This is a genomic window from Actinacidiphila yanglinensis, from assembly GCF_900107965.1.
In the GTDB taxonomy this organism is placed as follows: domain Bacteria; phylum Actinomycetota; class Actinomycetes; order Streptomycetales; family Streptomycetaceae; genus Actinacidiphila; species Actinacidiphila yanglinensis.
Map to the genome: position 1 here is coordinate 265745 of NZ_FNVU01000003.1, position 13607 is coordinate 279351.

Annotated in this window: 12 protein-coding genes; all 12 read right to left on the reverse strand. The window is 72.7% G+C overall.

Annotated elements, in window-relative coordinates:
* Positions 1-203 precede the first annotated feature (203 nt).
* Entirely contained in the window at positions 204-1295 is a 1092-nt protein-coding gene (locus C4U44_RS08135; protein WP_103884976.1) for a sigma-70 family RNA polymerase sigma factor, read from the reverse strand.
* Between the two features lie 90 nt (positions 1296-1385).
* Positions 1386-3626 carry an MMPL family transporter gene (locus tag C4U44_RS08140; RefSeq protein WP_200823193.1) on the reverse strand — a complete coding sequence of 747 codons (2241 nt, stop codon included), beginning with the start codon at positions 3624-3626 and terminating at the stop codon, positions 1386-1388.
* Positions 3627-3721: 95 nt separating this feature from the next.
* On the reverse strand, positions 3722-4564 hold the full coding sequence (locus tag C4U44_RS08145) for a sirohydrochlorin chelatase (protein ID WP_103885289.1): 843 nt from the start codon (positions 4562-4564) through the stop codon (positions 3722-3724).
* Between the two features lie 92 nt (positions 4565-4656).
* A complete protein-coding gene (locus C4U44_RS08150; protein WP_103884977.1) occupies positions 4657-5589 on the reverse strand; it encodes an ABC transporter permease in 933 nt (310 codons plus the stop codon).
* Positions 5576-6379, reverse strand: coding sequence for an ABC transporter ATP-binding protein (locus C4U44_RS08155; RefSeq protein WP_407642802.1), 804 nt, complete (start codon positions 6377-6379; stop codon positions 5576-5578). The genes C4U44_RS08150 and C4U44_RS08155 overlap by 14 nt, the downstream gene beginning before the upstream one ends.
* Positions 6380-6478: 99 nt before the next feature.
* A complete protein-coding gene (locus tag C4U44_RS08160) occupies positions 6479-7609 on the reverse strand; it encodes an aliphatic sulfonate ABC transporter substrate-binding protein (RefSeq protein WP_103885290.1) in 1131 nt (376 codons plus the stop codon).
* Positions 7610-7948: 339 nt separating this feature from the next.
* Positions 7949-9304 carry a sulfate adenylyltransferase subunit 1 gene (locus C4U44_RS08165; protein WP_103884979.1) on the reverse strand — a complete coding sequence of 452 codons (1356 nt, stop codon included), beginning with the start codon at positions 9302-9304 and terminating at the stop codon, positions 7949-7951.
* 2 nt (positions 9305-9306) lie between these two features.
* Positions 9307-10242, reverse strand: coding sequence for a sulfate adenylyltransferase subunit CysD (gene cysD / locus C4U44_RS08170; protein ID WP_103884980.1), 936 nt, complete (start codon positions 10240-10242; stop codon positions 9307-9309).
* Positions 10239-10796: an adenylyl-sulfate kinase gene (gene cysC / locus C4U44_RS08175; RefSeq protein WP_103885291.1), complete on the reverse strand. Its 558-nt coding sequence runs from the start codon at positions 10794-10796 to the stop codon at positions 10239-10241. The genes cysD and cysC overlap by 4 nt, the downstream gene beginning before the upstream one ends.
* 56 nt (positions 10797-10852) lie before the next feature.
* Positions 10853-11557: a phosphoadenylyl-sulfate reductase gene (locus tag C4U44_RS08180; protein WP_200823199.1), complete on the reverse strand. Its 705-nt coding sequence runs from the start codon at positions 11555-11557 to the stop codon at positions 10853-10855.
* Positions 11554-11745 carry a hypothetical protein gene (locus C4U44_RS08185; protein ID WP_103884982.1) on the reverse strand — a complete coding sequence of 64 codons (192 nt, stop codon included), beginning with the start codon at positions 11743-11745 and terminating at the stop codon, positions 11554-11556. Before C4U44_RS08185 ends, C4U44_RS08180 begins: the two co-directional genes overlap by 4 nt.
* A complete protein-coding gene (locus C4U44_RS08190; RefSeq protein ID WP_103884983.1) occupies positions 11742-13466 on the reverse strand; it encodes a nitrite/sulfite reductase in 1725 nt (574 codons plus the stop codon). The genes C4U44_RS08185 and C4U44_RS08190 overlap by 4 nt, the downstream gene beginning before the upstream one ends.
* Positions 13467-13607 lie beyond the last annotated feature (141 nt).

Consider the following 13607-nt stretch of genomic DNA (forward strand, 5'->3'; position numbering starts at 1 on the left):
GACGGGGAGGAGGGACGGCTGTGGCGTCCAGCGGCGGGCACACTCCGCGCGAACCTGACGGCACATGCGGCGGCGCGGCGCCGGTGCCGGTGGACGTCTGCGGTCTCACCGCCGACCGCGGCGCCTTGGCCGCGCTGGCCCGCGTCGCGCTGGCCGCGCGCCGGGCCGGCTTCCGGGTGCGGCTGTGCGGCGCCTCGGCCCCGCTACGCGCCCTCGTCGAACTCGTCGGGCTCGCCGGGCAGTTCGAGTGGGAGCCCGAAGAGCGGGAAGAGGTGCTCGACGTCGAGGAAGGAGTTCAGCGCGGTGATCCGCCCCTCTGAGACGTCCAGCACCTGGAGCGCCCAGCCGTGGTGCCCGGACCCTGACGGATCGCGGCGATACTGGCCGAAACCGGGTGCGCCGCTCGCCGCGACGGGCAGCAGCCGGGAGCCCGCGCAGCCGATGCCGGTGCCCCCGAACCACGCGCGTATCTCCTCGCGGCCCCGCAGCCACATCGGGTAGGGCGGCATGGACAGCGTGGCGTCCTCGTGCAGCAGGCTGGTCAGGGCGTCGAGGTCGTACCGCTCGAAGGCGTCGACGTAGCGGTCCAGCAGGGCCTGCCGCTCCTTGTCCATGGCCGGCGCGGACACGCCGGGAACGCCGCCCGAGGCCGCGGCCGCCTCCGGGTCGGCCCGGTGCTCGGCGGAGACCCCGGACTCCGCCAGGGTGGCCCGGGCCCGCTGGAGGGCGCTGTTGACCGACGCGACGGTGGTGCCCAGGAGTTCGGCGGTCTCGCTCGCCTTCCAGGCCAGCACCTCCCGCAGGATCAGCACCGCGCGCTGCCGGGGCGGCAGGTGCTGCAGGGCGGCCACGAAGGCCAGCCGGATGCTCTCGCGGGAGACCACCACGTCGGCCGGGTCGCCGGAGGAGGGCAGCGCCCGCACGTCGGGCACCGGCTCCACCCAGTCGGCCTCCGGGGTGCGGTCGGCCAGCACCGCGTCGGCCCGCGAGGCGGGGGACAGGTCCATCGGGCGGGCCCGGCGGTTGCCGGCCTTGAGGCTGTCCAGGCAGACGTTGGTGGCGATGCGGTACAGCCACGAACGCAGGCTGGCGCGGCCCTCGAAGCCGTCGGCGCCCCGCCAGGCGCGCACCATGGTCTCCTGCACCGCGTCCTCGGCCTCGAAGGCGGAGCCGAGCATCCGGTAGCAGTACCCCGTCAACTCGGACCGGTGGGCCTCCAGCCGCTCCTCGATCCCCTCGCCGGACCGGGTCCGCCCGGCCACCGCGGTCCGGCCTGCGCTCTGCCGTACGCTCATGGGCCCACCGTACTCGCGGGCACTGACAGTGCCCCCGCACCGGCGTGGCGCGGGGGCACTGCGAGCGGCTCGTGTGCAGGTGGGGCGGGGTCAGACGCGGTCCGGGACCGGCTGGGCCGGGCGGCTCGGGGTGGCCGGCGGCAGCGGCAGCACCGACTCGTCGTGCGTCAGGTCGGGCATCCGCCGCATCCAGCGCGGCAGGTACCAGTTCCGCTCGCCGAGCAGCATCATCACCGACGGCAGCAGCACCCCGCGGATCACCGTGGCGTCGATCAGGACCGCGAAGGCGAGGCCGACCCCCATCTGCTTCATGCTCTGCATCGACAGCGTCCCGAAGATCGCGAACACCGCGACCATGATGACGGCGGCGCTGGTGACCACGCCCGCGGTGGTGGTGATGCCGTGCTCGATCGCGCCCTTGGTGGTCAGGCCGCGCATCCGGGCCTCGCGGATCCGGGAGACCACGAACACGTGGTAGTCCATGCTCAGCCCGAACAGGATCACGAAGAGGAACAGCGGCAGCCAGGCCACCACCGCGCCGGTGCCCGACGCGCCCACCAGCGAGGCGCCGACCCCGTGCTGGAAGACCAGCGTCAGCACCCCGTAGGCCGCGCCCACCGACAGCAGGTTCAGCACGATCGAGGTGAGCGCGATGGTCAGCGACCGGAAGGACAGCAGCATCAGCAGGAAGGCGAAGGCGATCACGAAGGCGAACACCGGCGGGACGCTGCTGCCGATCTTGTGGGTGAAGTCCATCGACCCGGCGGTGTCACCGGTGACCGGCGCCTGCACCCCGTCGACCTTGCCGAGCGTGTCGGGCCGCACGTGGTCGCGCAGCAGCCGGACGTCCGCCTCGGCCTTGGCGCGGTCGGTGCCGCCGGCCAGCGGCACGTCGATCTCCGCGACGTTCTGCGGGCCGTGCACGGTGACGGTGACCGGGCCGGTGCTGGCGCCCGAACGGACCGCCTCGGCGCGGAAGTCCGCGATGGCCTTCTTCACCTGGGGGGAGTTGATCGCGCCGGCCTCGACCACCACGTGCGCCGGGTCGGGGCCGCCGGGGAAGGCGGAGTTGATGTGCTCGTAGGTCTTGATGATCGGCAGGCTGTCGCCGAGTTCCTGCTGCGTGGACAGGTTCGCGGTGTGCATCGAGAACGCCGGGATCGCGAGGGCGATCAGGGCGCCGCCGGCGATCAGGGTGGAGGTCTTCGGGTTGCGCAGCACCGGGCGCAGTACGGTCCGCCAGAAGCGGCTGCCGCCGCCGGCCGCAGGAGTGCGGCCGCGCTTCCGCGCCGCGCGCCCGACGAAGGGGAGGCGGCCCTTCTCGACCCTCCCGCCCAGCAGCGACAGCAGTGCGGGCAGCACCGTCACCGAGCCGAACATCGCGATGGCCACCACGATCATCGTGGCCATGCCCATCGCCTTGAAGTCCCCGATGCCGGTGAAGAGCATCCCGGCCATCGCCACGATCACGGTGAACCCGGAGATCAGGATGGCCCGGCCGGAGGTGGCCGCGGCGATCCGCAGCGCGGTCTCGCCGTCGTGGCCGGCGGCCCGCTCCTCGCGCTCGCGGCGCAGGTAGAACAGGCAGTAGTCGACGCCGACGGCCAGACCGACCAGCAGCATCACGGAGTTGGCGGTGTCGCTCATCGGGATCGCGTGGCTGACCAGTGCGACCACCCCGGTCGCGCCGAGGAAGGCCGTCAGGGCCAGGGCCACCGGCAGCAGCGCGGCTACCAGCGCGCCGAAGGCGATCAGCAGGATCGCCAGCGCGACCGGCACCGCCGAGTACTCGGCGGTCTTGAAGTCGCTGCCGAAGGCGTTGTTCACCGTGTGCTCGCCGCTGGCGTCGCCGAACTCCTCGATCCGCAGGTCCTTGTGCGCGGCCTGCGTCCTGGCCACCGCGTCGAGCACCGGCTGCACGTGGTCGGCGGCGTCGTCCGCCGACCCGCGCATGTCGAACTTCACCAGCGCGGAGCGGTGGTCCTTGGAGACGGCCTGGGTGTCGTACGGCGAACTGATCGCCGTCGCCAGCCCGGTGGAGCGCACCGCCGTGATCACGTCGCCGACCGCGGTGCGGACGGCCGGGTCGGTGACGGTGCCGTGCGCGGTCTGCACCAGCACCATCTCGCCGGCCCTGTCCTTCAGGCCCGCGTGGTCGGTGATGGTCGCGGCCTGGTTGACCTCGCCGGGCATCGACCGGTCCTCGTTGACGTCGGAGCGGCCCACCGCCTGCCCGATCACCATGGCCGCGATGACGAACAGCAGCCATCCGCCGACCGCCGCCCAGCGGTGCCGGGCGCTCCATCCGCCCATCGCCGCCGCGATGCCCATTCTGCTGCCGTGTGCGCGAGCGCGACTCACGGTGTCCCCCTCGAAGGATCGTCGTGGGTGGCGGCGTTGACCTGCCGCTCTGTCCACCCATGACGTTATGAGGCGAGGGGGCGTCCACCCATCCGGCCAACTGGTGACTTCCGCTGGGGCGATCTCCCCCTCAGGGGTGGGGAAAGCCCCACCCCACCCTGGAGGGTGTCCCTTAGAGGTTCGGGGGCCGCGGCCCTGAGACGCGCCTGGTCGTACCTGCGCAGCAGCAGTGCGGCGAGTTCGGGGGCCGGGCCGAGGACGTCGGCGAGGACGTCCGCGCCGGCCTCGCGCGCGCCCGCGGCGATCCGGTCCGGCAGGAAGCCCGGGGCGATGACGTACGGCGCCACCGCGACCCGGCGGACCCCCTCCGCGCGCAGCGCGCGCACCGCGTCCTGGGTGCGCGGCAGGGAGGCGGAGGCGAACGCGGGCCGCACGGCGCACCAACCGGTACGCCGCCACTCCCGCGCGATTTCTGCGATCACCGCGCTCGCCTCCGGATCGGTGGAGCCGGCCGACGCCAGGACGACGCCGGTCCCGGCCCGGTCGCCCGGCCGTACCCCGGCCGCCCGCAGCCGCCGCTCCAGGGCGGCGACCAGCAGCGGCGAGGGGCCCAGCACGTCGGCGGTGTGCAGCCGCAGGCCCGGCAGCGACGCCGCGGACTCGGCCAGCACCGCCGGGATGTCGGTCTTGGCGTGGAAGGCCCGGGTCAGCAGCAGCGGCAGCGCCACCGCGTCCCGGACGCCTTCGGCCGCCAGCCGCCGCACCGCGCCGGGCACCGAGGCCGGCTCGAAGTCCAGGAACGCGGTGTCCACCCGCAGTTCCGGCCGCGCCGCCGCCACCCGCGCGGTCAGCGCCCGTACGGTCGCGGCGTGCCGCGGGTCGCGGGAGCCGTGCGCGATCACCAGCAGCGCCGGACCGGCCCCGGCGTGCGGGTCCGGGCCGGGCGGCGCCGGGCGGTGGGACGCGGCGTGGAGGACCGCCGGGTGGTGCGGGCGCACGCCTACCGGGTTCCCACGGTCAGTCCGCGGCTGCGCAGCACCCAGCGCTCCAGCGGGCTGAAGACGATCTGGTCGATCGCGATGCCGACCACGAGGATCAGCAGGATGCCGAGGAACACCCCCGCCATGTCGGACGCCTCCCGCATGTTCTCCAGGTAGCGGCCCAGGCCCACGCCCAGGTCGGGCGAGGAGGCGATCAGCTCGGCGGCCATCAGCGAGCGCCAGGAGAACGCCCAGCCCTGCTTGAGCCCCGCCACGTAGCCGGGCAGCGACGCGGGCAGCAGGATGAACCAGGCGCCGCGCAGCCCGGTCGCGCCGATGGTGCGGCCCGCCCGCAGGTACAGCGGCGGGACCTGGTCGATGCCGGCGACCAGGCCGTTGGCGATCGACGGGACCGCGCCGAGCAGGATCACCGCGTACATCGCGGAGTCGCTCAGGCCCAGCCAGATCACCGCGGCCGGCACCCACGCCACCGACGGGAGCGACTGGAGCCCGGACAGGATCGGCCCGATCGCCGACCGGACGAACGGCACCCGGGCGACCACCAGGCCCAGCGGGGTGCCGATGGCCAGGGCGGCGAGGAAGCCGAGCAGGCCGCGCTCGACGCTGGTCCAGATGATCGAGAACAGGTCGCCGGCGTTCCAGCGGTCCACCAGTTCCTGCCACACCGCGTGCGGGCTGGGCAGCTTCGTCGGGTCGGCGACCTTGCCCCACGCGCACAACTGCCAGACCACCAGCACCAGTACGACCGCGGTCAGCGGCGGCAGCACCTTCTTCAGCAGCAGCTGCCCGGCAGGGGTGCGGCCGACGGTGACGGTCTCCAGCGCGTCCAGGCCGGCCTCCAGGCCGGACAGGTCGCGGGTCGGGCGCTCGTCGGCCCGGTCCTTCCCGTCCAGCGGCGCGGTGTCCTTCGCTCCGGTCTCAGTGCTGGCCATGACGGCGGATCTCCCCCCGGAGTTCTTCGGTGATCTCGACGGACAGGTCGGCCACGTCCGCGTCCTCGATACGGCGCGGCTGCGGGATGTCGATGGCCCACTCCCGGTTGACCCGGCCGGGCCGCGAGGACAGCAGCACCACCCGCTGGGCCAGCCGCACCGCCTCGCGCACGTTGTGCGTCACGAACAGCACCGACAGGTCGGTCTCCGACCAGATCCGGGTCAGCTCGTCGTGCAGCACGTCCCGGGTGATCGCGTCGAGCGCCGCGAACGGCTCGTCCATCAGCAGCAGTTGGCTGTCCTGGGCGAGCGCGCGGGCGAGTGCCACCCGCTGCCGCATGCCGCCGGACAGCTCGTGCACCCGCTTGCCGTAGGCGCCGCCGAGCCGGACCAGCGACAGCAGCCGCTCGGCCTCGGTCCGGCGGTCCTCGCGGGGGACACCGCGCAGCCGCAGCGCCAGCTCGATGTTCCGGCCGGCGGTCAGCCACGGGAACAGCGCGTGCTCCTGGAACATCAGCGCGGGCCGGCCGCCGGGCGCGTCGATGGTGCCCGCGGAGGGCTTGTCCAGGCCGGCCACCAGGTTCAGCAGCGTGGACTTGCCGCAGCCGGAGGCGCCCAGGAGGCAGACGAACTCGCCCGGGGCCACGTCCAGCGTGATGTCGTCCAGTACGAGCTGCTGGGCGCCGGGCCTGCCGAACGCCTTCGATACATGGTCGATTCGTGCGGCGTACCCGGCGGGTCCCGCCTGTGGCGCCGCGGGGCCGGTGAGGGTGTCGGCCATGGTGGTCACCTCCTGGGGTCCTCGGTCTTCAACATGGCGTACGGGGGAGTGGGGAAGGCGCGGCGGCACGGCGCGGCGGGTGGATGCCGCGCCGTGCCGCCCGCGCGGCTACTGGGTGCCGAGCCCGGCGGCGCTCACGGTGGGCTTGCCCTGCTCCTTGAGAACCTTGTTGAGCAGCGTCAGGTCGTAGATCCCGTCCAGCTTCGGCGCCTTGAGCAGGCCCGCGGACACCGCGTGCTCCGCCTCGGCCTTGGCCGTGCTCGCCAGCGGGTCGTCCAGGATCTGGATGGACTTCCACGCCGGGTCGAGCTGGCTGGCCGGCAGGGACTTCTGGGTCAGCGCCTTGATCTGGTCGTTCGCGTCGGACTTCGCCTTGTCGGGGTTGGCGTTGATCCACGCGTTGGTCTTCACCGAGCCGCGCAGCACCGCCTCGACCACGTCGGGGTGCGCCGTGAGGAACTTCTGCGACACGATCACGTTGGTGATCACGAACTGCTTGTCGGGCCACAGCGAGCTCTCGTCGAGCAGCACCTTCGCGCCCTCGTCCACCAGCTTGGAGGCGGTGGGCTCCGGCACCCACGCGCCGTCGATGGAGCCGTTGGCGTACGCCTGCGGGGTGATCGAGTTGTCGGTGCGGACCACCGAGACGTCACCCTTGCCGCTCTGCGCGTCGACCTTCCAGCCCTTGGACTTGATGAAGTTCAGCAGCGCCACGTCCTGGGTGTTGCCCAGCTGCGGGGTGGCGATCTTCTTGCCCTTGAGGTCCGCGATGCTCTTGATCTTCTTCGGGTTGACCACCAGCTTGACGCCGCCGGACGCCGACCCCGAGATGATCTTCAGGCTGCTGCCGTTGGACTGGGTGTAGCCGTTGATCGAGGGTGAGGGGCCGATCCACCCGATGTCGATCGAGCCGGCGTTGAGCGCCTCGATCTCCGCGGGGCCCGCGTTGAAGGTGGACTGCTTGATCTTGGTGCTGCCCAGCTCCTGCTGGAAGAACCCCTCCTTCAGGCCGACCAGTGCGGTGGCGTGGGTGAGGTTCGGGAAGTAGCCGATCTTCACCTGGTCGGTGGAGAGCTTCTTGGTGCTCGCGCTGCCGCTCGCGGCGGCCGGTGCGGTCGACGCGGTGTCGTCGGACTTGCTGGAGCCGTAGCCGCAGGCGGCCAGAGCGCCGAAGAGGATCGGCAGGGCGGCGGCCGCGGCGACGAGTCTGCGGCGGCGGGAGGCGCGTGGGGCGGGTATGCGGGGCTGGGCAGACACGGCTGTGTCCCTTCGTAAGGCCCGGCGTGTCGCGCCCGTTGAGGTGTCTAGGGCGCGGCCGGAGTGGCGTCAGGTCTTCGAAAGCGGTACGGCGGCAGGCCGCGCGCGGTGCGGCGGCGGGCCGGGTGGGTCGGAGGTCTGCGCCGTACCCGGCGGGTACGGCGGTCGGCGGTGGCCGCGGCGTCAATGCGTGGCGCGGCCGGACGGGTCAGCCCGCACATCGTGCGACCCCGCCCGTCCCCGAGCCGAGCGAGCCGCTGCCGACCCGTCCGCCCTCCTTCGCGAAGCCCGAGAAGGCTTCCTGAGCCAGCTGGTGCACGGTCAGAAGTCCCATCCCTCGTCGTCGGCGGTGGCGGCAGCCGGTGCCTGCGGGCGGGCGGCGAACGCCTCGCCCGCCATGCCGGCCGTCAGCGTGGTGCCGTCGGCAGGGTCTATCAGCAGGAACGACCCGGTCAGCCGCGACTCGGCGTAGGCGTCCACCGGTAGCGGCTCCGCGGTGCGCAGCACCACCGCGCCGATGTCGTTGACCTCCAGCGCCACCGGGTTCTCCTCGTGGGCCAGCCCGTGCGAGAGGTCGATCCGGTAGGGCAGGCCCTTCACGATCGCCTTCACGGTGCGGGTGGCGTGCTTGAGGAGCACCCGCTCGCCGACCCGCAGCGGCCGCTCGTGCAGGTGGCACGCGGTCGCCGTGATGTCCTGGGTGACCGCGGGCGCGTGGGCGGTCGGGGCGATCAGGTCGCCGCGGGAGACGTCCACGTCGTCGTCGAGCAGCAGCGTCACCGACTGCGGGGCCCACGCGGTGTCCACGCGGGTGCCGAGCGCGTCGATCCCGGCGATCGTGGTGGTGCGGCCCGAGGGCAGCACCGTCACCGGGTCCCCGACCCTCAGCAGTCCGGAGGCGATCTGCCCCGCGTAGCCGCGGTAGTCGGGGTGCTCGGCGGTCTGCGGCCGGATCACGTACTGCACCGGGAAGCGCGGCGGGCAGCCGGTGAGGTCGTGACCGACCGGGACGGTCTCCAGGTGTTCCAGCACCGTCGGGCCGCCGTACCAGTCCATGTTCGCCGACGGCTCCACGACGTTGTCGCCGGCCAGCGCGCTGATCGGGATGGCGGTGATGTCGGGCACCCCGAGCGAGGCCGCGTACGCGGTGAACTCCTCGGCGATCGCGGCGAACACGGGTTCGGCGTAGGAGACGAGGTCCATCTTGTTGACCGCGAGCACCACGTGCGGCACCCGCAGCAGCGCGGCGACCGCCGCGTGCCGCCGGGTCTGCTCGACCACGCCGTTGCGCGCGTCGACCAGCACCACGGCCAGTTCGGCGGTGGACGCGCCGGTGACCATGTTGCGGGTGTACTGCACGTGGCCGGGGGTGTCGGCGAGGATGAACCGGCGCCGCGCGGTGGCGAAGTAGCGGTACGCCACGTCGATGGTGATGCCCTGCTCGCGCTCGGCGCGCAGCCCGTCGGTGAGCAGCGCCAGGTCCGGGGTCTGCTGGCCGCGCACCAGGGACGCCCGCTCGACCGCCTCCAACTGGTCGGTGAGCACCGACTTGGAGTCGTGCAGCAGCCGTCCGACCAGGGTGGACTTGCCGTCGTCGACCGAGCCGGCGGTGGCGAAGCGCAGCAGGGTGGTGGCCGAGATCTGCTCGGCGGTGATCGGGCTCGTGGTGCCGGTCATGGCTAGAAGTACCCCTCGCGCTTGCGGTCTTCCATCGCGGCCTCGGACATCTTGTCGTCGGCGCGGGTGGCGCCCCGCTCGGTCAGCCGGGAGGCGGCGATCTCGGTGATCACCGCGTCGAGCGTGGTGGCGTCGGAGTCGACCGCGCCGGTGCAGGACATGTCGCCGACGGTGCGGTAGCGCACCAGCCGGTTCTCGACCGGTTCGCCGTCCTTCGGGCCGCCCCACTCGCCCGCGGTCAGCCACATGCCGGCCCGGTTGAAGACCTCGCGCCGGTGCGCGAAGTAGATCTCCGGCAGCGCGATGTGCTCGCGGGCGATGTACTGCCAGACGTCCAGCTCGGTCCAGTTGGACAGCGGGAAGACCCGGACGTGCTCGCCGGGGGCGTGCCGGCCGTTGTAGAGCGACCACAGCTCGGGGCGCTGCCGGCGCGGGTCCCACTGGGAGAACTCGTCGCGCAGCGAGAAGACGCGCTCCTTGGCCCGCGCCTTCTCCTCGTCGCGCCGCCCGCCGCCGAACACCGCGTCGAACCGGTGCTGCTGGATGGCCTCGGTCAGCGGGACGGTCTGCAGCGGGTTGCGGGTGCCGTCGGGGCGCTCGCGCAGCCGGCCGTCGTCGATGTAGTCCTGCACCTTCGCCACGTGCAGCCGCAGGGCGTGCTCGGCGACCGTGCGGTCCCGGAACTCCAGCACCTCGGGGAAGTTGTGCCCGGTGTCGACGTGCAGCAGCGAGAACGGCACCGGGGCCGGCGCGAACGCCTTGAGCGCCAGGTGCAGCATCACGATCGAGTCCTTGCCGCCGGAGAACAGGATCACCGGCCGCTCGAACTCGCCCGCCACCTCGCGGAAGATGTGCACCGCCTCGGACTCCAGCGCGTCCAGGTGTGTGAGCGCGTACGGACTGTCCGTCGTATCGCTCTGCGCGACGGTCGTCGTCATGCCCTGCCTCCTTCGCTCGCGAGCCGGCCGCTGGTCCCCAGGTACGCGTGCACGGCGGCAGCCGACTGCTCGACGGTGCTGCCCTCCGTCTCGATGCGCAACTCGGGTTCCCGCGGAACCTCGTACGGGTCGTCCACCCCGGTGAGCCCGGTCAGCTCGCCCGCGGCCTGCTTGGCGTACAGCCCCTTGACGTCGCGCACCGCGCAGACGTCGACGGGGGTCGCGACGTGCACCTCGACGTAGTCGGTGCCGCGGGCCTCGTGGCGCTTGCGGACCGCCTCGCGGCTGTCGGCGTAGGGCGCGATCACCGGGACCAGCACCAGCACGCCGTGGGAGGCGAGCAGTTCGGCGACGAAGCCGATCCGCTGCACGTTGGTGTGCCGGTCCTCGCGGCTGAACCCGAGCCCGGCGGAGAGGAATTCGCGGATCTCATCGCCGTCCAGGACCTCGACCCTGCGGCCGTCGGCGCGCAGCGTGCCGGCCAGGGCGGTGGCGATGGTGGTCTTGCCCGCGCTGGGCAGGCCCGTGAGCCATACGGTGGCTCCGCCGCTCATCCGGTTCTCCTGGTTCGTCGGGTCGGTGCGGCCGCCGGCCGCACTCACAGGTGTGTTCACAGGTGGATCCCGCACTCCGTCTTGCCGAGGCCGGCCCAGCGGCCGGAACGGGCGTCCTCACCCTCGAGCACCCGGCGGGTGCAGGGGGCGCAGCCCACCGAGGCGTAGCCGTCCGTCAGCAACGGGTTCGTGAGGACACCCTGCTCGGCGACGTATGCTTCCACGTCTTCCTGTGTCCACCTGGCTATGGGGGAGATCTTCACCTTGGCGCGCCGGGCGTCCCAGCCGACCACGGGGGTGCCCGCGCGGGTCGGGGACTCGTCGCGGCGCAGCCCGGTCGCCCAGGCGTCGTAGCCGCGCAGGCCCTCCTCCAGCGGGGCGACCTTGCGCAGCGCGCAGCACCGGTCGGGGTCGCGGTCGTGCAGTTTCGGGCCGTACTGCGCGTCCTGCTCGGCCACCGTCTGCCGGGGGGTGAGCGTGATCACGTTGACGTCCATGACGGCGGCCACCGCGTCCCGGGTGCCGATGGTCTCCGGGAAGTGGTAGCCGGTGTCGAGGAAGACGACGTCCACGCCGGGCATCGCGCGCGCGGCCAGGTGCGCGACGACGGCGTCCTCCATCGAGGAGGTGACGCAGAAGCGGCTGCCGAAGGTGTCGGCGGCCCAGCGCAGCACGTCGAGTGCGGACGCCTCCTCGAGGTCGCGGCCGGCCTGTTCGGCCAGCCGTTCGAGGTCCTGCGCGGTGTGCGGTGCGGTGGTCACGATGCGCCTCCGTCGGAAGAGCCGTGCGGTGAGGGAGCCTTGAATCCCTCGGCGAGCAGGCCGAGGAACTTCAACTGGAATGCGCGGTTGCACGCCCGGCATTCCCATGCGCCGTGCCCTTGTTCGGAGGGCCGAAGGTCTTCGTCGCCGCAGTAGGGGCAGTAGAACGGCGCGGCTCGCTCGGTCATGACAGCGCCTCCTCCGAGGCTCTGGCCGCCCACTGCGCGAAGCGCTCGCCGTCGGCCCGCTCGGCGCGGAAGCGGGACAGCAGGCGCTCGACGTAGTCGGGCAGTTCGGTGGCGGTGACCTTCAGGCCGCGGACCTTGCGGCCGAAGCCCGGGTCCAGGCCGAGGCCGCCGCCGAGGTGCACCTGGTAGCCCTCGACCTGCTTGCCGTCGGCGTCGGTGACGAGCTGGCCCTTGAGCCCGATGTCCGCGGTCTGGATGCGGGCGCAGGAGTTGGGGCAGCCGTTGATGTTGATGGCGATCGGCTCGTCGAAGTCCGGCAGCCGGCGCTCGAGTTCGTCGATCAGCGAGGCGCCGCGCGCCTTCGTCTCCACGATGGCCAGCTTGCAGAACTCGATGCCGGTGCAGGCCATGGTGCCGCGCCGGAAGGGCGACGGCCGGACCTGGAGGTCCAGCGCCTCCAGCCCGGCGGCGAGCGACTCGACCCGGTCCTGCTCGACGTCCAGCACGATCAGCTTCTGGTCGGTGGTGGTCCGCAGCCGGCCCGAGCCGTGCGCGGCGGCGAGTTCGGCGATCTTCGTCAGGGTGGCCCCGTCGACCCGGCCGACCCGCGGCGCGAAGCCGACGTAGAACCGGCCGTCCTTCTGCCGGTGCACGCCGATGTGGTCGCGCCACACCTGGGCGGGCTGCTCGGGCGCGGGACCGTCCAGCAGCGGCCGCTTGAGGTACTCGTCCTGGAGCACCTCGCGGAACCGCTCGGCGCCCCAGTCCGCGATCAGGAACTTCAGCCGCGCGCGGGAGCGCAGCCGGCGGTAGCCGTGGTCGCGGAAGATGCCGACCACCCCGGCCCACACGTCGGGCACCTCGCCCAGCGGCACCCACGCGCCGAGCCGCACGCCCAGCTTCGGGTTGGTGGACAGGCCGCCGCCGACCCACAGGTCGAAGCCGGGGCCGTGCTCGGGGTGGTCCACGCCGACGAAGGCGATGTCGTTGATCTCGTGCACCACGTCCAGCAGCGGGGAGCCGGAGATCGCGGTCTTGAACTTGCGCGGCAGGTTGGAGAACTCCTTGCTGCCGATGTACCGCTCGTGGATCTCGTCGATCGCGGGCGTGCCGTCGATGATCTCGTCCTCGGCGATGCCCGCGACGGGGGAGCCGAGGATGACGCGCGGCACGTCGCCGCACGCCTCGGTGGTGGACAGGCCCACGCCCTCCAGCCGGCGCCAGATCTCCGGCACGTCCTCGATCCTGATCCAGTGGTACTGGATGTTCTGCCGGTCGGTGAGGTCGGCGGTGCCGCGCGCGAACTCCTGGGAGATCTCGCCGATCACCCGCAACTGCGCCGTGGTGAGCCGGCCGCCGTCGATCCGCACCCGCATCATGAAGTAGCTGTCGTCCAGCTCCTCCGGCTCCAGCACGGCGGTGCGGCCGCCGTCGATGCCGGGGCGGCGCTGGGTGTACAGGCCCCACCAGCGCATCCGCCCGCGCAGGTCGGCGCCGTCGATCGAGTCGAACCCGCGGTGCGCGTAGATCGTCTCGATCCGGGTCCGCACGTTGAGACCGTCGTCGTCCTTCTTGGACTGCTCGTTGGCGTTCAGCGGGGTGAAGTGGCCCTTCGCCCACTGGCCTTCACCGCGGTGCCGGCCCGTCCTGCGGCGCGCCGCCGCGGCCTTGGGGGCGGCGTCCCCGGCCGGGGTCTGGGGAGAGTCAGGGCTGGAGGCCATGGCGATGCGTCCTTCGAGCAGGCGTGTATACGGTCGATACGGCGCGGGGCGGCATCAGGCCCGGACGGCCCGGGGCCCTGACAGCGGGCGGGGCGGAGGCGATGTCCCGGCGTGAGGCGGCTCCCGCGCATCCACGACGGC